This is a genomic window from Nonomuraea thailandensis, assembly GCF_024172165.1.
Lineage (GTDB): Bacteria > Actinomycetota > Actinomycetes > Streptosporangiales > Streptosporangiaceae > Nonomuraea > Nonomuraea thailandensis.
The window spans coordinates 191,691-214,243 of sequence record NZ_JAMZEB010000001.1; the positions used below are offsets into that span (position 1 = coordinate 191,691).

At 67.4% G+C, this 22,553-nt stretch carries 19 protein-coding genes and 2 pseudogenes; 11 read left to right on the top strand and 10 right to left on the bottom strand.

Translation table 11 applies throughout. The features are described 5' to 3' along the window. Positions 1 to 37 precede the first annotated feature (37 nt). Positions 38 to 5,323, top strand: coding sequence for a MobF family relaxase (gene mobF, locus HD597_RS00910; protein WP_253739616.1), 5,286 nt, complete (start codon positions 38 to 40; stop codon positions 5,321 to 5,323). Positions 5,324 to 5,342: 19 nt separating this feature from the next. Here mobF and HD597_RS00915 read toward each other — a convergent pair whose 3' ends face one another. Continuing rightward, positions 5,343 to 5,882, bottom strand: a complete 540-nt coding sequence (locus HD597_RS00915; protein WP_276082653.1) for a nuclease-related domain-containing protein — start codon at positions 5,880 to 5,882, stop codon at positions 5,343 to 5,345. 756 nt (positions 5,883 to 6,638) lie between these two features. Continuing rightward, positions 6,639 to 7,546, bottom strand: a protein-coding gene (locus HD597_RS00925; protein ID WP_276082695.1) for an IS5 family transposase whose coding sequence is annotated in 2 segments (ribosomal slippage) — positions 6,639 to 7,120 and positions 7,120 to 7,546 — 909 coding nt in all. Because the reading frame shifts where the segments join, the coding sequence is not laid out codon by codon here. 371 nt (positions 7,547 to 7,917) lie between these two features. On the opposite strand from HD597_RS00925, the gene HD597_RS00930 reads away from it, so the two are divergent. After that, positions 7,918 to 8,757: an IS5 family transposase gene (locus HD597_RS00930; RefSeq protein ID WP_253740333.1), complete on the top strand. Its 840-nt coding sequence runs from the start codon at positions 7,918 to 7,920 to the stop codon at positions 8,755 to 8,757. A gap of 29 nt (positions 8,758 to 8,786) precedes the next feature. Here HD597_RS00930 and HD597_RS00935 read toward each other — a convergent pair whose 3' ends face one another. Next, a complete protein-coding gene (locus HD597_RS00935) occupies positions 8,787 to 9,722 on the bottom strand; it encodes an NADP-dependent oxidoreductase (protein WP_253739620.1) in 936 nt (311 codons plus the stop codon). Between the two features lie 206 nt (positions 9,723 to 9,928). Here HD597_RS00935 and HD597_RS00940 point away from each other — a divergent pair, with 206 nt between their 5' ends. Next, on the top strand, positions 9,929 to 10,258 hold the full coding sequence (locus HD597_RS00940) for a winged helix-turn-helix transcriptional regulator (protein ID WP_372513342.1): 330 nt from the start codon (positions 9,929 to 9,931) through the stop codon (positions 10,256 to 10,258). A gap of 170 nt (positions 10,259 to 10,428) precedes the next feature. On the opposite strand, the gene HD597_RS00945 is transcribed toward HD597_RS00940, so the two are convergent. The 3 genes from HD597_RS00945 to HD597_RS00960 form a co-directional block, all read right to left on the bottom strand. Continuing rightward, positions 10,429 to 11,817: an IS256 family transposase gene (locus tag HD597_RS00945; RefSeq protein WP_372513343.1), complete on the bottom strand. Its 1,389-nt coding sequence runs from the start codon at positions 11,815 to 11,817 to the stop codon at positions 10,429 to 10,431. A gap of 479 nt (positions 11,818 to 12,296) precedes the next feature. Next, positions 12,297 to 13,136, bottom strand: coding sequence for an IS5 family transposase (locus HD597_RS00955; protein ID WP_253739622.1), 840 nt, complete (start codon positions 13,134 to 13,136; stop codon positions 12,297 to 12,299). 212 nt (positions 13,137 to 13,348) lie between these two features. After that, complete coding sequence (locus HD597_RS00960) at positions 13,349 to 13,489, bottom strand: transposase (protein WP_372513319.1); 141 nt, start codon at positions 13,487 to 13,489, stop codon at positions 13,349 to 13,351. On the opposite strand from HD597_RS00960, the pseudogene HD597_RS00965 reads away from it, so the two are divergent. Continuing rightward, a pseudogene (locus HD597_RS00965) lies at positions 13,486 to 13,704 on the top strand (transposase); the annotation flags it as partial. The gene HD597_RS00960 and the pseudogene HD597_RS00965 sit on opposite strands and share 4 nt — an antisense overlap. Continuing rightward, complete coding sequence (locus HD597_RS67305; protein WP_465263958.1) at positions 13,685 to 13,969, top strand: IS3 family transposase; 285 nt, start codon at positions 13,685 to 13,687, stop codon at positions 13,967 to 13,969. The pseudogene HD597_RS00965 and the gene HD597_RS67305, both read left to right, overlap by 20 nt. Before the next feature lie 708 nt (positions 13,970 to 14,677). On the opposite strand, the gene HD597_RS00970 is transcribed toward HD597_RS67305, so the two are convergent. Continuing rightward, positions 14,678 to 15,031, bottom strand: coding sequence for an ArsR/SmtB family transcription factor (locus HD597_RS00970; RefSeq protein WP_253739623.1), 354 nt, complete (start codon positions 15,029 to 15,031; stop codon positions 14,678 to 14,680). 142 nt (positions 15,032 to 15,173) lie between these two features. Here HD597_RS00970 and HD597_RS00975 point away from each other — a divergent pair. After that, positions 15,174 to 15,629, top strand: a pseudogene (locus HD597_RS00975) (IS5 family transposase); the annotation flags it as partial. Between the two features lie 146 nt (positions 15,630 to 15,775). On the opposite strand, the gene HD597_RS00980 reads toward HD597_RS00975, so the two are convergent. Together HD597_RS00980 and HD597_RS00985 are read right to left on the bottom strand one after the other, a co-directional pair. After that, complete coding sequence (locus HD597_RS00980; RefSeq protein ID WP_253739625.1) at positions 15,776 to 17,029, bottom strand: MFS transporter; 1,254 nt, start codon at positions 17,027 to 17,029, stop codon at positions 15,776 to 15,778. A gap of 5 nt (positions 17,030 to 17,034) precedes the next feature. Then, entirely contained in the window at positions 17,035 to 18,561 is a 1,527-nt protein-coding gene (locus tag HD597_RS00985) for a tetratricopeptide repeat protein (RefSeq protein WP_253739627.1), read from the bottom strand. A 663-nt stretch (positions 18,562 to 19,224) separates the two neighbouring features. Here HD597_RS00985 and HD597_RS00990 point away from each other — a divergent pair. The 4 genes from HD597_RS00990 (at position 19,225) to HD597_RS01005 (ending at position 21,222) form a co-directional block, all read left to right on the top strand. Further along, on the top strand, positions 19,225 to 19,812 hold the full coding sequence (locus HD597_RS00990) for a pyridoxamine 5'-phosphate oxidase family protein (RefSeq protein ID WP_253739629.1): 588 nt from the start codon (positions 19,225 to 19,227) through the stop codon (positions 19,810 to 19,812). 300 nt (positions 19,813 to 20,112) lie between these two features. Then, positions 20,113 to 20,487, top strand: a complete 375-nt coding sequence (locus HD597_RS00995) for a dihydrofolate reductase family protein (RefSeq protein ID WP_253739631.1) — start codon at positions 20,113 to 20,115, stop codon at positions 20,485 to 20,487. A gap of 155 nt (positions 20,488 to 20,642) precedes the next feature. Further along, on the top strand, positions 20,643 to 20,840 hold the full coding sequence (locus HD597_RS01000) for a dihydrofolate reductase family protein (protein WP_253739633.1): 198 nt from the start codon (positions 20,643 to 20,645) through the stop codon (positions 20,838 to 20,840). Between the two features lie 40 nt (positions 20,841 to 20,880). After that, on the top strand, positions 20,881 to 21,222 hold the full coding sequence (locus tag HD597_RS01005) for a dihydrofolate reductase family protein (protein ID WP_253739635.1): 342 nt from the start codon (positions 20,881 to 20,883) through the stop codon (positions 21,220 to 21,222). A gap of 18 nt (positions 21,223 to 21,240) precedes the next feature. On the opposite strand, the gene HD597_RS01010 is transcribed toward HD597_RS01005, so the two are convergent. After that, positions 21,241 to 22,122 (bottom strand): RNA polymerase subunit sigma-70, encoded by an 882-nt coding sequence (locus HD597_RS01010; RefSeq protein WP_253739637.1) that lies wholly within the window; start codon positions 22,120 to 22,122, stop codon positions 21,241 to 21,243. A 282-nt stretch (positions 22,123 to 22,404) separates the two neighbouring features. On the opposite strand from HD597_RS01010, the gene HD597_RS65655 reads away from it, so the two are divergent. Further along, entirely contained in the window at positions 22,405 to 22,539 is a 135-nt protein-coding gene (locus HD597_RS65655) for a hypothetical protein (protein WP_308210542.1), read from the top strand. Positions 22,540 to 22,553: the final 14 nt, after the last annotated feature.

Below are 22,553 nucleotides of genomic sequence, written 5' to 3' on the forward strand. Positions count from 1 at the left end.
GCGGTCGGGTTCGCAGTCCCGGAGGTGATCGCTTGCGATGCTGAGCATCGGCCTGGGGTACGACCCCGGCTACCTGACGCGCCAGGTGGGTAAGGGCGCGGAGAATTATTACCTGTCGTCCATCGGTGATGATGAGCGGGGCGAGCCGCCCGGGGTGTGGAGCGGGCGGGCATGCGCCGAACTGGGCTTCACCGCGGGTGACCCGGTGGACGCCGAGGCCTTTGAGCGGCTGTATCGCAGCTTCGCCGACCCGCGCCATCCCGCCTTCAACGACCCCTCGGTTCCCGAGGCGGACAAGCCGACGCTGGGCAGTAGACCGGCTCGCTTCACCGAGGAGACCGGCCGCAAGCCCGTCTACTTCCTGGACCTGACCTTCAGTCCGCCCAAATCCGTCACCCTCTTACATGCGGGTCTGCTGGCCAAGGCCGCCGAACAGCAGCACCACCATCCCGAGGCGGCGCTCGCGCTGCGGGCCCAGGCTCAGCTGGTGTGGGAGGCGGTCATGGCGGGAAACGCCGCCATGCTGGAGTTCTACCAGGACGTGTGCGGGGTGAGCCGCGCAGGCAAGCACGGCCCCAAGGTCGCGGGCCGCTCCACCGGCCGCTGGGTGGATGCGCCCCGCTGGGTGGTCGCCTCCTTCCGGCAGCACACCTCCCGCAACGGCGACCCGCAACTGCATGTGCACAACCCGGTCCTCAACCGCGTCCCCTGCGACGTCGACGGCAAGTGGCGCGCGCTGGACAGCCGCGCCGTCCACGCCGCCCGTCCGGCCGCCGCCGCGCTGGCCGAGCGGGTGATGTGGGAGACGCTGACGTGCTCGCTGCCGGTTCGCACCCGCGTCCGCGCCGACGGTCACGGACTGGAGGTGGAAGGCATCGCCGACGACCTGATCGGCATGTTCTCCTCCCGCAGGGTCGAGGTGTCCGGCCTGCTGGAGCAGTTATGCGCCCAGTACGTGGCCCGACACGGCCGCCAGCCCTCCGCACGCGCCTTGTTCTCCATGGCGCAGTACGCCACCCGCGCCACCAAAAGGCGCAAGAGCAAGGCGCCCGCCCCTACCCATGCCGCGGAGCTGGACCACTGGGTGCAGCTGTCCCGGCAGGCCGAGTCCGGGACGCTGGCCGAGGTCCCCGCCCGGACGCTGCGGCACGACGCCGATCCGGAAACGACCGCCGTTCGCGAGCGAGCCGCCGCCCTGGCCCGCCACGTCCTGCACCCGACCGCGGTGCCGGAGCCGGGTGGGGGAGAGGCTCACGAGCCGGACACGGGTGGGGGAGAGGGCCCCGAGCCGGAAGGAGATATCGACGCGCAGATTCGTGACGTCCTGCAGGCCGCGGTCGCCGACGTGCAGCAGGCCAAGGCGGTCTTCTCCCGGTATGAGGTGATGCGCGCGATCAACCGGCACCTGCCCGGCTGGCTCGGCGGCCTGGCGCCCGGCTCGGTGCGGCTGCTGCTGGAGGAGCTGACCGAACGGGCGATCGGGGCGGGCAACCCGTTCGGGGTGCGGCTGCTGAATCTTCCCGAAGTGGTGGATGTGCCCGACGTGCTGCGCCGAGCCGATGGCAGCAGCGCCTATAGCGCGCCCTGCGCGGACCGGTTCACCACCGATGACCAGCTCGCGGTCGAGAACCGGCTGTTGGCCGCCGCCCAGACGCACACCGCGACGGCCATCCCGCGGCAACGCGTGCAGGAATGGCTGGCCCCGCGCTGTGCCCGGGCGGGCGGGCCCGGGCTGCGCGAGGACCAAGCCGCCGCGATTGCGGGGATCGCCACCTCCGGCCGGGCGGTGGATGTGTTCGAGGGGCCGGCCGGGTCCGGCAAGTCCTACACGCTGGGCCGGTTGACCGGGCTGTGGCGCGCGGTCCAGGGGGTTGGTGCGATCGGGCTGACGCTGTCCACCAACGCCTCCCACGTGCTGGCCGACGAGGGCTTCGAGCGGGCCTTCAACATCCGGCGCTTCCTCGCCGCGGATCAGGCGGGACGGTTGCGCATCGAGCCCGGCACGCTGATCATCGTCGATGAGGCGTCCATGGTGCCCACCGCGGACCTGGCCGCCATCCAGCAGGTCGCCGAGCGGGCGTTCTGCAAGGTGGTGTGGGCCGGCGACACCGCCCAGCTGTCCGCGCCGGAGGCCGGCGGGCTGATGCGGGTGCTGGCCGCCGACGCCGGCTCGCACGTGCTCACCACGGTGGAGCGGATGGAGGCCGCCTGGGAGCGGGAGGCGTCCCTGCGGCTGCGAGCCGGCGTCGTCTCGGTCGTGGACACCTACGACGAGCACGGCCGTATCGTGCAGGGCGACCGTGAGCAGATCACCGCCCGGCTGGTGGCCGACTACCTGGACGATCGCACCGCCGCCCGGCGGGCGGTGATCCTGACCATGTCCAACGCCGACGCCCGCGAGCTGTCGGCCCGGGTGCGCGCCGAGCTGGTGCGGCGTGGCGAGGTCAGCGCTGAGGGCGTCCGGCTGCGCGACGGCACCACCGCGGGCGTCGGCGATCTGGTGATGGCCCGCGCCAACACCCGGCGCGTCAACGTCGCCGGCACCTGGCGCACCCTGTCCAACCGCGACGTCCTGCGCGTCCACCAGGTGCTCGACGACGGCGCCCTGATCGGCCACCTCACCAGCCGGGCGCATCCCGGTGGCGACCCCGGCCGCCGCGTCTACATCCCGGCCCGGTACGCGGCCCGGCACCTCGAACTCGGCTACGCCAGCACCGCCCATGCCGCCCAGGGCCGCACCGTGGACGTCGCCCGCGCCCTGATCGACGGCCGGGTCACCCACCAGATGCTGTATGTGATGCTGACCCGGGGCCGCTCGGCCAACGTCGGCTACGTCGACGTCAGCGTGCTCACCGCCGCCGACCTGCGCGAGGGCGGCCGGCAGGCGACGCAGCTGGCCGGCCCCGACCCCGCTCCGGGCGTCCCCACCCTGAACGCCCGCACCGTGCTCGGCCACGTTCTCGAGCGGGACGACGCCGCTCCGGCCGCCGTCGAGGCCCTGCGCCAGGAAAGCGAACGTGTCACCCACCTGGCGCATCTGGCCGCCATCTGGCGCGACCTCATCACCCTGGCCACCCGGCCCCGCCACCGCCAGGCGCTGGCCGCCGCGCTCACTCCGGACCTGTTCGAACGGCTCGGCCAGGACCCGGCCCGCCGCGCCCTGTTCGCCCTGCTGCAGCAGAGCGAACTGGCCGGACGCGACACCCGCGCCCTCATTCACCGGGCGGCACGCCAGCGTTCCTTCGACGACGCCCGATCCGTCGCCCAGGTGCTGCACCACCGCATCGGCCGCCTGCTCGCCGCCGACCCCGACCACACCACCCGGGGTGCGCCCTCCTGGCGGTGGCGCGAGCGCACCCCGCACCTCGACGACCCCGAGCTGGCCAGAACCGCCATCGAGGTGGCCGAGCGGATGGACCAGCGCACCGAGGAGCTGGGCCGGCGCGCAGCCGACCACCCGCCCGAGTGGGCGCTGCGCCAGCTCGGCGAGGTCCCCGACGAGCCGCTGCTGCGCCACGAATGGATCGTCCGCGCCGGCGTGATCGCCGCCTACGGCGAGGCGTACGGCACCTGGCTGCTCACCGACCACCGCCCAGGACCACTCGCCCCCGACCGCGACGCCGCCTGGCAAGCCGCCCGAAACGCCCTGCGAGTCCTTCCCGCCACCGCAGAGCGCGCAGGCCACGCGCAGGGCCCGCCCGGTGAGCCGGCCAGCCGCCTCGCCGCCGACCCCGCGCCACCGCCTCGGCAGGACAGCACCGCACCGTCAGCCGGCGACTCCGTGGCGGCGATGCGCCAGGCCGGTGCCCTGCTCGCCCTGTCCCACACGCCCCACCAGGTGGGGCTGCTCGATCAGGCCGACCTGGGCGCCCGCGCGGACGCCCTCGCCGCCCGAGCCCGCGATGCCGCCCGAGATCTGGCCGCTGCCGAGCAGCGCGCCCGGACCTACGCCGGCACCGGGGGAGGGCCTGCCGAACGGGAGCTGCTGGCCAAGCGCGACCAGCTCACCGGACATCTGCAGCACATCGACGCGGCCACCACAGCAGAGGAACGGCTGCGGCAGGCGGAGCAGAACGTGGAGCAGGCCCGCACCGTCTCGCTATCCGGCCGGCGCGACAGCCTCATGGCAGCGCAAGAACACCACCGCTCAGCGGCAGCGCAGGCCCGCCAAACCCTCGCCCAGGCACCGCCCCGCACGGTGTGGCCCTTGATCCGCCACCAGCACCACCAGCTGACCCGCCACTGGGACAGCCTGCTGCACGACGTCCGGCACGCCGACCTCCAAGCCGCCGAACACGACGCCGCCACCGCCCGCACCACCCAGCAGCGGACCCGCAGCGAACTGGCCGCCCTCCAGCAAGAAATCGCCCGCCGCGCCGCCCTGCCGCCGGCCCGCCACCGCATCGAACAAGCCGCCCGCGACCACCACCACACGCGGCAACGCCACCAGCAACTCCTCACCGCGCTGACCAACACACCCGACGGCGTAGGCCTGCTGGACGACAGGCAACTGCCCACCCGCATCGCCGAACTCCGCCACCGCGCCCAGCAACTCCAAGCCGCCATCCGCACCGCCGAAGAAGACCTGGCCGGCTGGACCGAACGCGGCGGCGGCCCCACGGAGCAGAACCTGCACCGTCGCCGCCAGGACTTGGCCGAACAGCTCCGGCGCGTCGACGCCGCGCACCAAGCCGCGCAACGCCGCGACAGCGAGGCCGCACACCTCAGCGACCTCGCTAGACAGAACGCGACGGTCCTGGAACGCATCCAGCACATCCGGCACGAACTACGTACCGGCACACACCTGCTCCCCAAAGCCCGAGCCCGGCGCGCAGCGCTGCAAGACGAACTCGGCCAGCTCTTCGAGAAGAACGCCCACCTGCTGGCACAGCTCCAGGCGCGGCATCAAGACCACGCCGCGACAGAGCAAGCGGCCCGTACCGCCGCCGAACAAGCGCCACCTGCATCCCGGTGGCCACAGCTGCGGCACTGGGCCGCCGAACTGGACCGCACCTGGCAACAGGCGCTCCAGCACGCCCGGACCAGCGACCAGGAGGCAGGCCGCCGCCACCTCAACCAGGCACGCCGAGACGCCGCCACGCTCGACCTCACGCTGCAAGCCACCGTCGAAGAGACCGAGCGCCGCAGGAGACTGCCGCAGGATCAGCGCCAAGCCGAACGCGCCGCCCGACGCGAACACCAGCAGCGCCTGCGTGAAACCGACCAGCTCCGCGAGGCCGGCCGGGCCGCGACCCGACCCGGCGCGACACACCGCCCAGAACCACACCGGGAGCCCGCTCATCGCGACGATCCCGGCCGCTGAAAAGCAAGCCGCGCCCGGCCTACTCCACCGCTGAGTAGGGCGGGAACACTCGTTCGGCGGCGGTGCTGATGGAAGCCACCTGCTCCGACGAAAGCTGCGGCGGATGCCGCCGGATCCAGCCGCACAACCGGTCGGCCCGCAGCATCGTCACCCCGGACACCGTCAGCGCACCCCAGCGAGGCAGTTTCGCGCCATGCACCGCGACCACCGGCATGACCGGCACCTTCCACCCGGCCGCACGCAGCACCTCACCGACCCGAGCGGCCTCGAACACGGTCGCCTGCACCAGGCTGTCGGCCGGGCGACGGCCGATCCACAACCGGCCACCATGGCCGCGGATGCTGCTGTTGCGATGCCACCGCTTGGAATCCACCAGCACCACCCCACCAGGGCCGATCACCAGATGATCCACATCCGCCCGACGAACGCGGCAACGCCCGATCGTGCAACACCGTATACCCGGCCAGCACCCGCAATCGCCGCGCCGTGGCCCGCTCACCCATCGCCCCCTTACACCACGCCGCCGCCGGGGAAGGCACCCGCCACCGCTGCACCACATCCGCCAGCGCCACCACCACCGCGGCCACCAGACCGGCCTGCCAGCTCCACACCCAGGCCACCACCGCGAACGCGGCCACCGCCCGCACCAGCCACCGGCGTGCCCGTACGGCCCGCCACCCGCGCCCGATACTGCACCTGCGCCGATGCACCGGCGTCTGTCGAATGCTGACGCGTCACCACGACCTCCCCGAGATCCTCGCAACGCCACTCACGCTACACAGACCGCTCACCAGCAGTCCCCCGCGATACCGAAATTGCCGGGGATTGCGCATCAGCGGCAGGCCCTCCGTGTGCGCGGGCCCTGTTACCCGCCAGAACCAAAGGCTACCCATGCCACCCGGACCGCACGACGTGCGACTTGTACGACAACGTTCAACCACGGTGTCGCGGTCGGGGTGATGGCGAAGGCGTGCAGGTGAGGCAAGTCGGTAGCGCGGACGGTCGCATCTTGGGTGCCGCAAGTCCGGGGCGAATACCCGCTCACCGCCCCGAAATCCGCGGACCCCACCGCGAGGGTCACCCCCACCCGGCGACTATGCGACCCCGTACGAGACCGCTGTCTGGACGGTCGCGCATGGCGCCGTCCCAGGTCTCGCCGATCACCGCCAGTCAGATCCGTTGGCCGTGACATCATGCGGATGTGTCGGAGGCGAGGTATTTCGAGAAGAGCAGTGGCGGTGTCGTTCGGCACTGCTGTCGCTGTCGAACGAGTCGACTACTTCGCGCGCTAGGCCGTGTTTCAGAAGTGGTGCGCTCATAGCCAGGTGTCGATCACGGCGATATGAACAGTCGCTTCGTAGCGCACGGCCAGCTTGTCGAAGCGGGTAGCCACCGCCCGGTAGCCCTTGAGCCGGTTGATGCCGCATTCCACGGCGTGACGCAGCTTGTAGGACTCGGGGTCGAAGGCCGGTGGCCGGCCGCCCTTCGTCCCCTTCCTGCGCCGGGCGGCGGCTTGGTCCAGCTTGATCGGGATGGTGGCCTTGATGCCGCGCCTGCGCAGGTAACGGCGGTTACCGCGCGAGCTGTAGGCCTTATCGGCCAGCACCCGGTCCGGCCGGGTACGGGGCCGGCCCCCGCCCAGGCGCGGCACCCGGATGCCCTCCAAGACCGCCGTGAACTGCGGGCTGTCACCACGCTGCCCGGCCGTCAGCACGATCGACAGTGCTCTGCGGCCCTGCTCGGTGGCCAGGTGCAGTTTGGTGCTCAAGCCACCCCGGGAACGCCCCAGCCCGTGATCGGCCGGCTCTTCCTGCACCCCGCCCGGCGACTCGACCTGCAGATCCCCCTTTTCCGCGCCCCGGCGGCGTGCTGATGAGCCCGGCAGACGGTGGAGTCGACACTCACATCCCACGTGATCAGCCCAGCCGCGTCCGCCTGAGCCTGCAAGACGGTCAGGATCTGCTGCCAGGTTCCGGCACGCTGCCAGCGCCGGAACAACCCGTAGATCGTCTGCCAGCATCCGTACCGCTCCGGCACGTCCCGCCATGGCGCCCCCACCCGAACCCGCCACCGGATCCCATTAATGAGCTGCCGTTTCGTCCAGGTCGGCGGGCGCCCTGGCTTGCGGCCGACCGGCAGCAGCGGCTCCAGCACCGCCCACTGCGCATCGGTCAGATCAGCCCGCCCGGCCACCGGTAAGGTGTCCACGAGGTCTCCGTGCAGATGGTCTTCTTGGTCGTTGACTCATCTACCGGAGACCTCTTCTTTTGTCGATCTACGAACACCTCGAGCAACCGCCACTCAAGTCACTTCTGAAACACGGCCTAGCGCTAAGACTCTAACAAAATGATCTCTAAGTGGGCGTTTAAGCCCGACTGGTGGCATATGAGGGCTTTTGTTCCGTAGATTGATCGCCGGATCGGCGCACTCTTCGACCCGGTTCGGTACTCAATCGGCGGTTCAGGCCGACGCACCGCGCCCGCCTGACCCCGAAAGCTCCCGTCTCATCCCCGCATGCGGTACCTCGCCCTGGTTTGATCGACGGCCGGATGGCCGTCTGGCCAGCCGCGTCACTCCGGCAGTACCCCAAAGGCATGACCGAACCGCGACCGTATCCCAGCGACCTGTCCGACGCCCGATGGGCGCTCGTCGAGCCCGTCTTGACCGCCTGGCGAGCCGAACGCCGCGCAGGCGCCCTAGACATCGGCCGGCCGCCCGAGCATGACCTGCGCGACATCTGCAACGCCATCCTCTACGTCAACCGCACCGGCATCCCCTGGCGCTACCTGCCGCACGAGTACCCGCCCTGGCAGACCGCCTACGCCTACTTCGCGCACTGGCAGAAAGACGGCATTTCTGACCAGCTCACCAGCCTGCTCCGCCGATCCGTCCGCACCGCGGCCGGGCGTGACTCCGAGCCCACCGCCTGCGTGATCGACGCCCAAAGCATCAAGACCTCTACCAACGTGCCCGCCACCAGCCAGGGCTACGATGCCGGCAAGAAGATCGCCGGCCGCAAGCGCACCATCATCACCGACACCCTGGGCCTCCTGCTGGCCGTGCTGGTCACCGCCGCCAGCCTCTCCGACAGCGCCGCCGGACTGCCCCTGCTCGTCACAGCCGCCACCGACCGGCCCACCCTCACCAAGGCCTGGGCCGACAGCGCCTACCGCACCACCGTCATCGAGGGCGGCGCGGCCCTCGGCATCGACGTCGAGATCGTCCGCCGCGATCCCGCCACCAGAGGCTTCACCCCATTGCCGCGGCGCTGGCCGGCCGAACGCACGCTCGGCTGGCTGATGCTGCATCGCCGCCTGGTGCGCGACTACGAAGCCCGCCCCGACCGCTCCGAAGCCATGATCCACATCGCCATGATCGATCTCATGGCCCGCCGACTCACCGGCGAGAACACCCCCACCTGGCGCGGCACCTAAACCCGGGATCAGACAGGATCAAACGCCCACTAAGGAGTGAGGACGAGGCGACCACGAAGGCCGCCTTTGGCGAGGCGCTGGTGGGCGGCGGCGACTTGGTCGAGCGGCATGCTCTCAGCCACGCGTAGGGTGAGGGAGCCCGCTTCGACCAAGGCGGCAAGCCCGGTGAGGAGGGCGCCGTCAGCGCGGATCCAATGATTGAACACCCGGATGCCGCGCAGCGGGAGCGGCGCCCCTCCCGCCACCAGCGCGGCGAATGCTCCCCCCGACCGGACCGCGTCGAGGGCGGCCACTCCGACCACGGCAGCGTCCAGCGCTGCGTGCACACCGCCCGTGACAAGGCAACGGACCGCCTCACCCAGCCGCGCCGTACGTGGCACGAACAGTTCGGCTCCCAGCTCGCGGACGAGGGATTCGTCATCGGCCCCGGCGACCGCGACCACCCGGAGCCCGCGCGCGACAGCCAGTTGGACCGCGAAGCCGCCTACTGCACCGGCCGCCCCGGTCACCAGCAGCGTCTGCCCGGGGTTCAGGTTGAGCCCGTCGAGCGCTTGCGCGGCGGTGAGGCCGTTCAGGGGCAGTGTGGCGGCCTGTACGGGCGAGACACCCGCAGGCGCGGCGGCGACCGCGTCCGCGTCAAGGACGACGTGCTCGGCCTGAGTGCCGAGCGGCACGTCCAGCCGGTCGGACAGGCCGATCACCCGGTCCCCGCGCATGAGACCGGTGACCTCTGGGCCCGTCTGCTCGACGGTTCCGGCGATATCCCACCCGACGCCGATCACGTCCCGCGGCGGCAGCAAACCCGCCTCGGTGAGCGCACCGGACCGCGTCCCCAGATCGACCGGGTTGACCGTCGCGGCCTCCATCCGAATCCGGACCTGTCCCTCTCCCACAACCGGCATCGGCACGTCGGCGATCTGGAGAACCTCCGGGCCGCCGAACCCACGGATGACAACTGCACGCATGAAACCTCCTCGTCGTTCCACATTCCAGGATTCGAGAACCACCGTATGGAGACCTACTCTCTGCAGGGAAGTAGGCACCTCAAAGTGCGTATCTCTCCCACAGGAACGCGATGACCACCCGCGCCACCGCACAGCAACGCGAATAGGCGCGCATCGCCTCCGACGCCCATCTCGCGACCTGCTCAGCATGTGAGCTTCTCGACCGGATCAGCGACAAATGGGTAAGTCTCCTGCTCACCGCGCTCGCCGACGGCCCGCAGCGCTACAGCAGCCTGTCTCGCACCCTCGCCGGTGTCAGCCAGAAGATGCTCACCCAGACCCTGCGCACCCTCGAACGCGATGGCCTGGTCTCCCGCTCCGTCACGCCTTCGGTCCCGGTACGCGTCGATTACGCCCTCACCCCACTGGGCGTCAGCCTGCTGCCCGTCATGCGGGCCATCAAGGACTGGGCCGAGACGCATATCGAACGGGTCGCCGTTGCCCGCGACACCTACGACAACCGCTCTACCTCCGCCGCAGCCCGTACGCCATCTTGATCTCGTCCTGGTGGTCGAACTGCCTCTGGCGCCGCCCGGTGTACTGCTTGATTGGCGAGACGTCCGCCACGCCGAGCTGATCGGCGACATCGGAACAGCCGTCCACGCCAAACGGGGAGGTTGTCACTTCAGGTGTGTAAAGATCGTTCCTGAGTGCTTGAGGCTGACCTTTACCTGATGCGGCCTGGATAGGCGATGTCGAGTTCGATGAGTGCTTCGCGCCAGCCGATGGTGCGCTGTCCCTCGATCAGGCGGGCGGTGCTGGGCGAGTTTTTGATCTTGCCGGTTTTCTCCTTGGTCACGGCGCGTTCGCGGGCGCGTTTGTCCTCGATGTTGATGATGGCCAGCCACAGCAGCTTGACCACGGCGTCGTCGCCGGGGAAGTGCCCGCGGGCCTTGGTGACCTTGCGCAGCTGGTAGTTCAGCGACTCGATGCTGTTGGTGGTGTAGAGCAGCTTGCGGACCGCCGGAGAGAAGGCGAAGAACGGGATGAAGCGGTCCCAGGCGGCCTCGAACACGCGCGCCGCCTGCGGATAGCGCTCACCCCAGGTGGAAGCGGAGAAGCCTGCCAGAGCGTCGAAGGCGGCTTCCGCGCTGGGCGAGGTGTAGATCTTCTTGAGCTCGGCGGCCAGCGCGGCGCGGTCGCGGCGGGCGACCGGCCGCAGCGCGTTGCGGATCAAGTGAACGACGCAGGCTTGCACGGTGGTGTGCGGGAAGGCGGCGTGGATGGCGTCTTCGAAGCCGTTCAGGCCGTCGGTGCAGGCGATGAGGATGTCGCGCACGCCGCGGTTGCGCAGGTCGTTCATCACCGAGGTCCAGAACCGGGCCGATTCGCCGGCGGTGGCGGCATCGAGCGGGGTCTTGGCCAGCCAGATGCCCAGCACATGCTTGTCGCCGTCGGCGTCGATGCCGACGGCAAGGTAGGCGGGTTTGGCCTGGACGCTGTGGTTGTCGCGGACCTTGACCACGATGGCGTCCAGGAACACCACCGGGTAGACGGCCTCCAACGGCCGGGCTTGCCAGGCGCGGACCTCTTCCAGCACGGCGTCGGTGATGTTGGAGATGGCCTCGTGACTCAGTTCGGTGTCGTAGATCTGGCGCAGGTGGTGCTGGATGTCGCGCACGCTCATGCCGTGCGCGTACAGGCTGATGATCATGTCGTCCAGGCCGCCGGAGACGCGGCCGGCCCGCTTGGGCACCAGCACCGGCTCGAAGGTGCCGGCCCGGTCTCGCGGCACGGCCAGCCGGACCGGCCCGACCCCGGTCTGCACCGTCTTGCCGATCCTGCCGTTGCGGGAGTTGCCGCTCCCGTGGCCGGCCACCTCGTGCTTGCCATAACCCAGATGGGATGACAGCTCAGCCTCCAGCGCGCGTTCCAGCACCGCCTTGACCAGCTCGCCGAGCATCGAGCCCTGTCCGGTCAGCCGCAGCCCGCCCGCACCGTCGCGTGACCGCTCCAGCAGCAGGTCCAGCACCTGATCGCTGAGCAGCTCCCGCAACGGCACCTCGCCGTCACGGTGGGGGGATTTTTCCTCGCCATGATGAGCAGCCGCCCCCAGCAGCGCCGATGCGTCATCGTGCTGGTCTTGTCCCACCGCGGCCAGCGCGGTTCTTCCCCGTGTCGTGGACATGATCGTGTTCTCCCCCGAGATGATGAATGATCTTTACAGACTTCCGTCTACGTTTGGTGACCATTCACACACCTGGAGTGATACCCCCCAAACGGGGCTCCGGGAGCGGCTAAACGGGACTTTTCGAGGCTGCTATATCTGTCAAGTGACTGCGTGACGGGGTTGTGGTGCGTGTTCGAGGAGCTTGAACAGTTGCCGGGAGAGGGCTCGTTTGAGGCAACGACGGGCTTCACGTGGGGACTTGCCCTCGGAGATGCGGCGGGCGATGTAGGCGCGGGTGTCGGGGTCGACGCGGGCCCGGACGAGGATGATGGTGTGGGGCGCTCGGTTGAGTTGACGGTCGCCACTGGTTGAGTCGGTGGCGATTGGTGAGGCCTGAGAGGGCGTTTGATTTGTATGTGTTCGTCCTAGTACGTCCCTCGCCAGGTTGAGGTGGATTCGTCGGTGATGCGCTTGCTGGCGTTGTCGATCATCGCGATGTGGATCATGGCCTCCGAGCTGGCGGGCAGGGTCTCGTAGTCGCGGGCAAGGCGGCGGTGGAGCATGAGCCAGCCGAAGGTGCGCTCGATCACCCAGCGTCGCTTGAGGACGTGGAAGCCACGGGTTTCGGGGTCGCGATGGACGACCTCGGCGTTGACTCCGAGGGTGGCGGCGTGTTCGGCGAACTGGTTCTTGAAACCGGTGTCTACCCAGGTCACAGCCAGAGCGGGGTGGGCGGCCTTGGCCTGGTCGAGGACCTGGATGCCGGCCTGGTTCTCCGAGACGGAGGCGGCGCAGACGACCACAGCGAGGAGCAGGCCGAGGGCATCGGTGGCTACGCTCCGCTTGCGTCCGACGATCTTCTTCGCGGCGTCCGTGCCCTGTGTCGCGGTCGGCGGGTTGGTGGAGGTCTTGATCGTCTGGGTGTCGATGACTGCCGCGGTGGGTTCGGCCTCGCGTCCTTCCTTGGCGCGGGCCAGGCCGGTGAGGTCGTAGTTGAGCTGGGCGAAGATGCCCTCATCGCGCCAGGCGGCGTAGTAGGAGTAGACGGTGCCGTGGGGTGGGAAGTCGTGCGGGAGGTAGGTCCAGGCGATGCCGGTCCGGTTCAGATACAAGATCGCGTTGAAGATTTCTCGCAGGTCAGTGGGCGCGGGTGCGCCGGTGGGACGGCGGTCGAGCCGGGCCTGCCGCCAGGCGGTCAGGGTCGGTTCGATTAAGGACCAGCGGGCGTCGGAGATGTCGGAACGGTACGGGCGCCGGAGGTTCATACCCGACCCCTACGTCCAGCCCCACGTCATGCCTGGCATCTGCCGGAACATGGCGTGTCCAGGACATCTCTACACCAGACGGAATCGGGAGCGGCTCGTCTCACGAAACAGACATCGAGGAGAGCCCACCCGGACTCGCATATGCATAGATAGCTCGCAAAGTACGCGAATCGCTCGACGGCCATAACAGGGCAGGCTGGCGCCGAACATGCCTAAACGCTCTCTGAGGATGCCGGGATGGGGGCCGTTCCGGCGAACGTGGCGAAGGCAGCCTCGGAGCGAAACCGTCCGGGGTGGGACCAGCTCACCAGAACCTGTGCCGCGCTGATGGCACCCACGCCGATCTGTTCCATGGCAGCGCGCCACGAACGAGAACACGAACGGCCTACTGCGCCAGTACTTCCCGAAGGGCACCGACTTGTCCCGCTGGAGCGCCGACGACATCGCTGCAGTCGCAGCGACGCTCAACGCCCGCCCCCGCAAAAGCCTCGGCTGGAGGACCCCTGCCGAGGCCTTCAACGATCACCTAGACTCGCTGCTGAGCAGCAGTGTTGCGACGACCCCTTGAACCTAAGCAACTCACGTCTGCCGCCTTCGGCTGGCGGGGTGAGCAGGCCGGCGTCCGCCCGTCGACGGGCCGTACCGGGATCTGCTTCGATCATGCAATCACCGAGAGTTTCTTCGCCTCGCTGGAGTGCGAGCTGAGCGATCGGCGCACCTTCCACACCAGGTCAGAAGCCGAGCGAGCCCTGTTCGGCTACATCGAGGGACCCTGTTGCCCAATTCTGCGGCCCATCGTTCGGCCTCCGGTGTTGATCGGTTTTGGTAGATGATCTTCGCTGTGGCGTTTTCCTCTGTCATCGCCGCAGGATGAGGCGAGTGGTGTCGATGCAGGCGCCTGACCGCGCACGGCCTGGTCCTGGAGATGCTCTCCGGACCGCTGGCCGGGATCTATGACCCGTCCGGGTCAGGCCGGATGCTGTTCGCCGCGTTGGCCGGGACCGAACGCGAGGCTATCCGCGAACCCACCCTGGAGGGCTTGGACGCCGCCGCCCGCAAGGCAACCAGGGCGGCCGCCCCCTCGTGATCACCAACGACATGCTGCACACCGTGCTGCGCCGCAAGGCCGCCGGAGAACGCGTCGAAGACATCCGCAAGGACCTAATCATCCCCACCGGCAAACGCAAGGGCGAAAACCCGTCCCTGGCCAGTATCTACCGGGCCCTGGCGAGCACGAGAAGATGCAGGCCTACCCCGAGGCCGCCGAGCAGGCGCACATCGAGTTCGCCATGCTCCAGGCCGGCGGTCGCCGTTGACCTTTATTATCCATCACCACAACGAGCTCGATGGTCGCAAACCCCTTCGCATCACGCCGCGGGCACCGACCCGGTTCAACCGCCGGCTGTCCCTTTCTCTTGTACTTGGTCTGCTCCCTGCACCACTGTGTCTTTCTGGCGTACTCCAGTGCCACACCCGAATGGCTGTGGCTGGCTCCTCTCATGATCGTGGCCGAGTGCGAAGAGGAGGGGGCGGCGAGCCGGTCAGACGGCCGGCTCGGTGCGGTCGCCGCGGTCGAGGGTGGCGTCGGCGTTGGCGCCGGTCAGGATGGCGTCGAGCAGCCCGGGATAGCGGGCGTCCAGGTCGTCGCGGCGCAGGACGAGCAGGTTCTCCCGGCCGGAGGGCTGCTGCCAGATGACGCCGCTGTCGCGCAGTACCCGCCAGTGGTGCGTCATCGTCGACTTGGCGGTGATGCCCAGCGTGTTGAGGACGCTGGTGCAGTTGTGCTCACCCCCGGCGTCGAGCAGGCGGACGGCGGCCAGGCGCACGGCGTTTCCCAGTGCCGACAGCACGTCTTCGATTCGGATCTGGTCGCGGTCGGGATGGCGGAAGGTCATAGTCCGACTGTACTGCGATTGTCGAACTAAGCCCCGCACTGTGGCATAGTTTGAATGTACGTAACCACTCGTACAGTCGCTGCCGCGGGACGGGCTTCCGCATGCCCGCCACCCGGCTCCCTCCGATCCCTCCGAAGGGCGCAAAGTTCACCTGGCCGCCGATCGCAAGTGCCGCCCACTGGCGTTCGTGCTGACCGCAGGCCAGGCCGCCGACAGCCCGCAGTTCATCCCCGTGCTGGGGAAGATACGGGTCCCCGTCGGCCGCCCCCGCACCCGGCCGGACGCGGTCGCCGCCGACAAAACATACTCCTCCCGCGGTAACCGGCCCGCCTGCGCAGACGCGGTATCAAGGCAATGATCCCGGAGAAGAGAGACCAGGCCGCCAACCGGCAGAAGAAGGGCTGCGCGGGCGGTCGGCCTGTCAGCCACGACGCTGGCCTCTACAAGGAGAGGAACACCGTCGAGCGTCTGATCAACAAGCTAAGGCCTGGCGAGGCATCGCCACTCGATACGACAAGACCCGGACAGCTATCTCGCCGGCCTCCATCTGCGCGCCTCAATGATCTGGGTCAAGGACCTCACCCGGACCACCAGCTGACCACGACCCAATACGCACCTTAGCGGGCCTCCTGACAGCTACCCGGACTGGACTTCCACCGGCAAGCGACGACGAGCTTACGAACAACAAGATCAGCCGCTACGTCACGGCTTCACCTCCTGCTCTGCTGGGCACACGAGATCACCTCACTGGCTCGCCTCGGATGCGCCGTGGTAGTTGCGTAGTGGAATCAAAGTGGAGATCGTGACGGTCGCGGCCGTGATGGTGAGCCACAGGGCAAGGTGGTTGCCGATGGCGACTGACAGCATGCCGCCGGTGGCGGCGCCGACAGGAATGGGCGCGAACTGGAGAAGGCGTACCGAAGCTGTAACCCGGCCGAGCATTTGGTCGTTGGTGAGTTTGACGCGTGTGGTGGCGACGATCACACTCATGACGCCGAGGGCGAAGCCGGAGCAGATGAGCCCGAGCCCCCAGCCGATGATGGTCGTCCCACCAGGCGAGTTAAGTGCGGGGATCAACAGCAGACCGAAATGTCCGCTGCCAGTCAGAAGAAGCGCTCGGCCGGCGCCGAATCGCGCGTGGATCCGCGGTGCGATCAGCGAGCCGAGGAGTGCGCCGGCACCGTCGATACCGAAGAGGAGACCCCACCAGCCGATGTCGATTCTAAGATCATGCACACCGTGAAACAAAAAGGGCACTATGGCCGCCTGCCAGAATCCGTAGAACAGCAGGCTCTGCAGTGTCATCAGCCGAATCGGCACGGTTCGCCAGACGAACGCCAAGCCTTCGCCGATCTCATGGAAAACCGCCTTCCGGGTGTCGCGAGCAGGTATGACCTCCTTCCTGCGAATGGCCAGAAAAGCGCCAGCCGGCGCTAGAAAGGACAGGCCGTCGAGAAGGATCGCCAGCGGCGGACCGAACGCCTGCACCAGCAGACCTGCAGCACCCGGTCCGGCGAGCGTGGCCACTGACCGTGAGGCGGCGTTCGCGGAGTGGGCCTGGATGAGGCGTTCTCGGCCAACCAACTGCGGCAGAAAGGCCTGCGCGGCGACATCGGCGAATACGGAGGCTGCCCCAGTGGCCAGAACAATGACGGCGAGGAGGGGTAGCGTGATCAGGCCAGTAACGGAGAGCGTGAACACCAGGATTTGCAGACCGGCACGGATAAGATTGGCGCAGATCAGTACTGGACGTTTCCGATGACGGTCGACGAGGACCCCGGCGAACAGCGGCAGACCGAGGAACGGCAACCATATGCACGCCTCGATAACGCCCAAGGCCATCGGACCAGCCTGCATGGTCAATGCAACCAGCAGGGGCATTGCGACTTGTGTCAGGCCTGAACCGACCAGAGAGACGGACTGACTTGACCAGTAGAGGACGAACTGGCGATCACGCCAGACCGACCGTATCTTCGAAGCAGCAGTGAATGTGGTCACCGTAATCAGATGGTCGGTCGTTGGCCGTCAGGTTCCCTGTTCCGGCCCTGGAGCACGTGCGGAACGAAATCGCTCAGATGGTCAGCCAGTTCGGCGGGCAGAGGGCCGCTGTCCAGCAGGAGCGCGGCGCCTGTGGCCGCCTCCGCGGTGCGGCCGCACTCGTGGAGCAACTTCAGCCGGTTGATCTGAAGAACCGGATCGGTCTCGCCCTGCTCGACGGCCGCATCCAGGTCAGCCAGTGCGTCTGTGAGCCGTCCCAACTCGTACAGGGCAGAGCTGCGTTCGGCACGCAGCAATGTCGAGGCGGGCATTTGGTCGATCGCCTCATCGAGTATCGTGAGCGCTGACAGCGCATCTCCAGTGGCGTTGGCAAGCCGGGCGCGAAGTGCGGTCACACGGTCATCAACGCCAATCACCGGTAGGTCATCCAGCACTCGTCGCACGTCATCGAAGCGGCCGACGGTAAGCAGCGTCTCAGCGTAGGTCAGCACAGTCTGCTGGTCTCCCGGATCAAGCCGCAGGGCAGACCGAAGATCGTCGATAGCGCCGGTGTGCTCCCCCTGCTCCAGCCGGAGCACCGCCCGGTTGTAGTAGGCCTCCGGGATGGCGATGCAGCGTTCGACCGCGAATGTCAGCTCCTGGAGAGCTTCCCGTCGTCTCCCCAGTCCGTGCAGCACAATAGCTCGGTCCACACGGTATTCCGTGACATACGGATCGTTTTCCACGACGTAGTCAAGGTCGACAAGCGCTTCGTCTGCCCTGCCCAAACGCTGTAGCAGCGTAGCGCGATTGGCTCGTACAACTACCCGATGTTGATGCTTGACGTCCGGGCCGAACAGCGAATCAAGGATCCGGAGATCCTCATTAAGCCAGGACAACGCCCCGTCAACATCACCTTTGCGCATCGACAGGTATGCGGCGGCGTTCGCCAGAAATGCTGAATGGTAGGTGCGTTCGCGATCGTGCTCAATACTCTTCGCTGCCCGAACGGCCTGTTCAAGCTTCTTGGACGCTTTGCCGAGGTCACGTTCAAGCACCTCTGCGAAACGAGCGCGTACCATTGCTTCGGTGTAGTACGCCGCTGCATGGAGCCGTGGATTGTTCCAGTGGTCCGATGCGCGTCGGTAAAAGGCTACCGCTTCTTCACTGCGCCCGGTGGCCACGAGGGCCGCCGAATATGCGCGCAGTGTCGCATGTACATGCGGATCGTATTTTTGCGGAAATCCTTGAATCTCGTACAGCTGCTCGCCGTATCGGGCTGCGGCTTGATAGTATCCGTGCTTCGCCGCGTCTATGAGTCGCTCCGACAGAAGTGGTACTGCACGTGCAGGACTAGTACCGTGCATGGAGTGATAGATGCGCGCGTCGGACCCATCGGCCATTCCCGAGAGCCTGTCTGCCTGTTCATCATGCCAGCGCTGGAGATCGTTCCCCATCAAACCCGGCGGTATCTGAATCATCTCACGCTGCAACGGGTCAGGATAGAGATCTTCCATGGCTGATTCACCCGGCGGAAGCACGGTGATGTCCATCCAGCTGTACGTACGGCTAGTCAGGACCCCCAGCAGTTGCCGATCAGTATCGTCTGCGAACTCTGTGTGGCAGATGGCCCATTTTAGATCGCGAAATGTTGGCTCGATTAACGCAATGAGTTGATGACAAATAAACCTGGTCTGCTCGGCGGCAAAATATCTCGTTCGAAATGCCTCGTCTGCAGTCAACGTCAATGGACGTGCCGCTCGGTCCGAGGAACGCCCATCAACGAATGACCGGATCATTTGAGCTTCGGTCCTCCGGGAAGGATCATATCGGTCCGCGAGTCGCAGGAGAGTTCGACCGAGGGTGAACGGGCCGTCAATGAGGGCGCTTGCGCATACTCGCAACTCGTGCAACATCCTAGTGCTATTTCACTCCTTGTTTGGTGGCGACGAGTTCAAGGAAACCCGACTACCCATCGCCACCGGCAAACCCATGGCAGCTGTGGCCGCGCTCAGCTAGTCGGGATACATTATGTACTTCAGTGACGTCACCGGACGCATTCGTGGACGGCTGATCGAAGTCTTGAGCACGTGTTCAACTCCTTCCGCTCCCCTGTCGGCTGGCATAAGACGAATATTGCCGCTAAGGCGCAACAGTCTATGTGAGGGTAGCGTCGAACCTCGTCCGAGGGGTATCAAAAAAATGCCATTCAAGATGTGTTCCTGGCCATTGTCGGCCGCAAGGGTCACCACGTGCGGATGCTGACCGATGCGCTGGCTCCGAGCTCGTGTCAGGCCAAGATTGTCACCCGCATCGCCGGCGCGCGCACCTACGATCTGCTGACCCGTCTGCAAGAGCTGAACAAGGACCCGCCGCAGGGCGACGTGCGACTGCTGCACACTCCCATCGCGCAGCGCCTGCTCAACGACTCGACTCTGATGGCGCGGCTGGCGTACACCGGTAAGCACGGGACACCGCGGCTGATCCCCGTCAACTTCCTCTGGAACGGCGACGAGGTCGTCATTGGCGCGTTCGCCGGCACCTATAAGATCCGCGACCTGCGCGCCCGCCGTGACGTGGCGATCAGCATCGACACCGCCGACGTTCCCCCACAGGCCCTCATGCTGCGTGGGAAGGTCACCCTCACCGAGGTGGCAGGCGTGCTTCCCGAGTACGCCACGATCCAGCGAGCGGTGATGGGCGAGGCCGGAAACGCCTACGTGACTGCGATCGACCAGCCGGGTCTCTGCATGGTCCGGATCGCACTGCGCCCGTCCTGGATCGGCGTCCTGGACTTCCAGTAGCGCTTTCCAGGGCGGACTCCCGAACCCGTCCTGGCCGCCTTCGGCGTCGACCGATAACAGTCCAGACCTCCAAGACCTCAGGCGCGACCGGGAAAGGACATCTGAGAATGGGCAAGATTGTGGTGACGGCGTTCGTCACCCTCGACGGCGTGATCCAGGCACCCGGCCTCCCGGACGAAGACCGCGACGGCGGGTTCGAGTCCGGCGGCTGAAGCCAGCGCTACGCCGACCCGGCGGTGGACAAGCGCACCACCAAATCGGTGCTGGACGCCGACGCGCTGCTGATCGGCAGGCGAACCTATGAGCTGTTCTCCAGTTACTGGCCCGGCGCCGATCCAGCGGACCGTCCAGCTCAACAGCCAGCCCAAGTACGTGGCTTCCCGTACCTTGCAGACCGTCGACTGGAACAACTCCACCCTGCTACGCGGAGACGCCACCAAGCAGGTCGCCCAACTGAAGCAGCGGCACGACCACATCAGCATCTGGGGCAGCAGCCAGCTGATCGCCACGCTGCTGCCCGCCGGGCTCATCGACGAATTCGTCCTGCTGACCTACCCCACCGTGATCGGTGGCGGCAAGCGGCTGTTCAGTGCCGGCGCACCGCTGGACCTGGAGCTGACCGACACCACCACGGCATGGACCGGAGAGGTCATCTCCACCCATCGACGGACCTGATCGACGCCCCTGGTGCCGCAAGAGGGATCACGTCGCAGCCGCCAGCCTCTGCCCGCCTGCGTGCACAGGGCTACGGTCAGCCGTGCAGACGCCTTCGGAATCAACTCCGGCCCGGCAGCCCGCCAAGTGCGACGCGCCGCGGCAGAGGATGGAAGATGCGCAAGATCATTGTGTCGGTGTGGACGACGCTCGACGGATTCGTCGCCGGTCCGCGAGACGAGATGGACTGGTTGCAGATCGACGAGCAGGTGCTCAGGTATGAGCGGGAGCTGGTGGAGGGCTCTAGTGCCCTGTTGCTGGGGGGATCACGCCGACTTCGCCGGCCATTGGCCGCGGGCCGCACAGGACCCTGACGAAGCGGAGGAGATTCGGAGGTACGCCCGACGGGTCGACATGATGGAGAAAATCGTCATCTCCGCCTCGGGGAACATCGCGGTGTGGCAGAACACCCGCAGACTCGGACGCGTTGACCCGGACGAGATCAGGGAGCTCAAGCGCGGCCACGGCGGGAACCTCGTGGTCTATGGCAGCCTCGGAGTAATCGGGTCCCTCGTTGAGCTCGGGCTCGTCGACGAGTTCCACCTGCTGGTGCATCCCGTGTTCCTGCGTGAGGGCGAGGCTCTGTTTCAGGGCGGCAGGCCACCGCAACGGCTGGAGTTGATCTCCGCCGAGCCGTTCACCTCCGGAGTCGTCCTAATGAAGTACCGGCCGGTCGGCCGCACCCCCGCCTCCTGAATCCCGGCGCGGCTGGCGCTACGGCATCGCCGGGCGCGCTCGGCCTGGGCGGCCATGCGCGTTGGCGGACCTACCAGACGGACATACAAGAAACTGATCTTGTCGATGATCGCGGCCATCGCCGGGAGTCAGCACATGCGTGGCCAGCAACGGTACGCAGGTCGCCATGCCGTCGAACCAGGTGCCGAGCGCCGTCGCCTCCAGGGCGACGTCGTCCCGAAGGATCTCCTGCAGGGCGGCCGCGTCCGCCTTCTCAAAGGCATCCATGTACCTGGCCAGCAGTGCGCGGGCTCGCGGGTCGGACGGCTCGATGACGTGATCCATGCTCGGCGCGGCCTCCTCCAGCGTGGCACGGGCCCGCTGGAGCAGGCTCTTGACCGCCGGGACGCTCGTGTCCAGCATCCGCGCGACCTCGGCGGCGGAGAATGCGAGCACCTCCCGGAGGATGAGAACGGCTCGCTGCCGCGCCGGCAGGTACTGCAGGCCGGCGATCAGCGCCAGCCGCAGGCTGTCCCGCGCCGTGACGATCGCGGCCGGATCCTGCGACTCCGGCTCCACGAGCGCGTCGGGCATCGGCTGGATCCAAGGGATGGCAGGGTCGGCGGACGGCGGCGGCGCGTACGGATCGTCGCCGGGGCCCATGAGACCCGACGGCAACACCTTGCGGCCGGCGTGATCCAAGGCGGTCAGGCACGCGTTGGTGGCGATGCGATAGAGCCAACTGCGTACGGACGATCTGCCCTCGAATCGCTCGAACGCCCGCCAGGCACGCAGATATGTCTCCTGCACCAGGTCCTCGGCCTCGTGCAGCGATCCCAGCATGCGATAGCAGTGGGTGAGCAACTCGCGCCGGTAGGAATCGGTACTGCTGACGAAGTCAAGGGTGAAGTCGCTTGACACTGTTCGTTTCCCCTGTGTGCAGGTTGAGGTGACCCGGTCTCCGGCCTGCCCTTGCGGGGCCGCGAGTGTGACGTCAGATGACCGCGGTTCCGGTCGTCGTAAGTCCGCTCAGCATCTGAGACCTCCTCCACCTGCTTGCATGATGCTACTGACTTCCTAAGCTACTAGCTTCATGCAAGCAAAACGGCGAATTCAAGAAGAATGCGCAGCAATGGCCGCGTAGCCGCGATCATCTTCACGGGCGCCTGTACCGCGCGAGATTTGCCCGTCCGCCCTTGGACAGTGGCCTGCGACCGTGTCCGCAACCTCAGCGGCACCGAGATGGACACCGGCTACCTCGTCGCCCAGCGCACCAACGGCGAGGTCTTCATCGTCCGCAGCGAGACCACGCTGGCCAGGGCCAACGTGCCCGGCTAGGTGCCCGGGCAGCG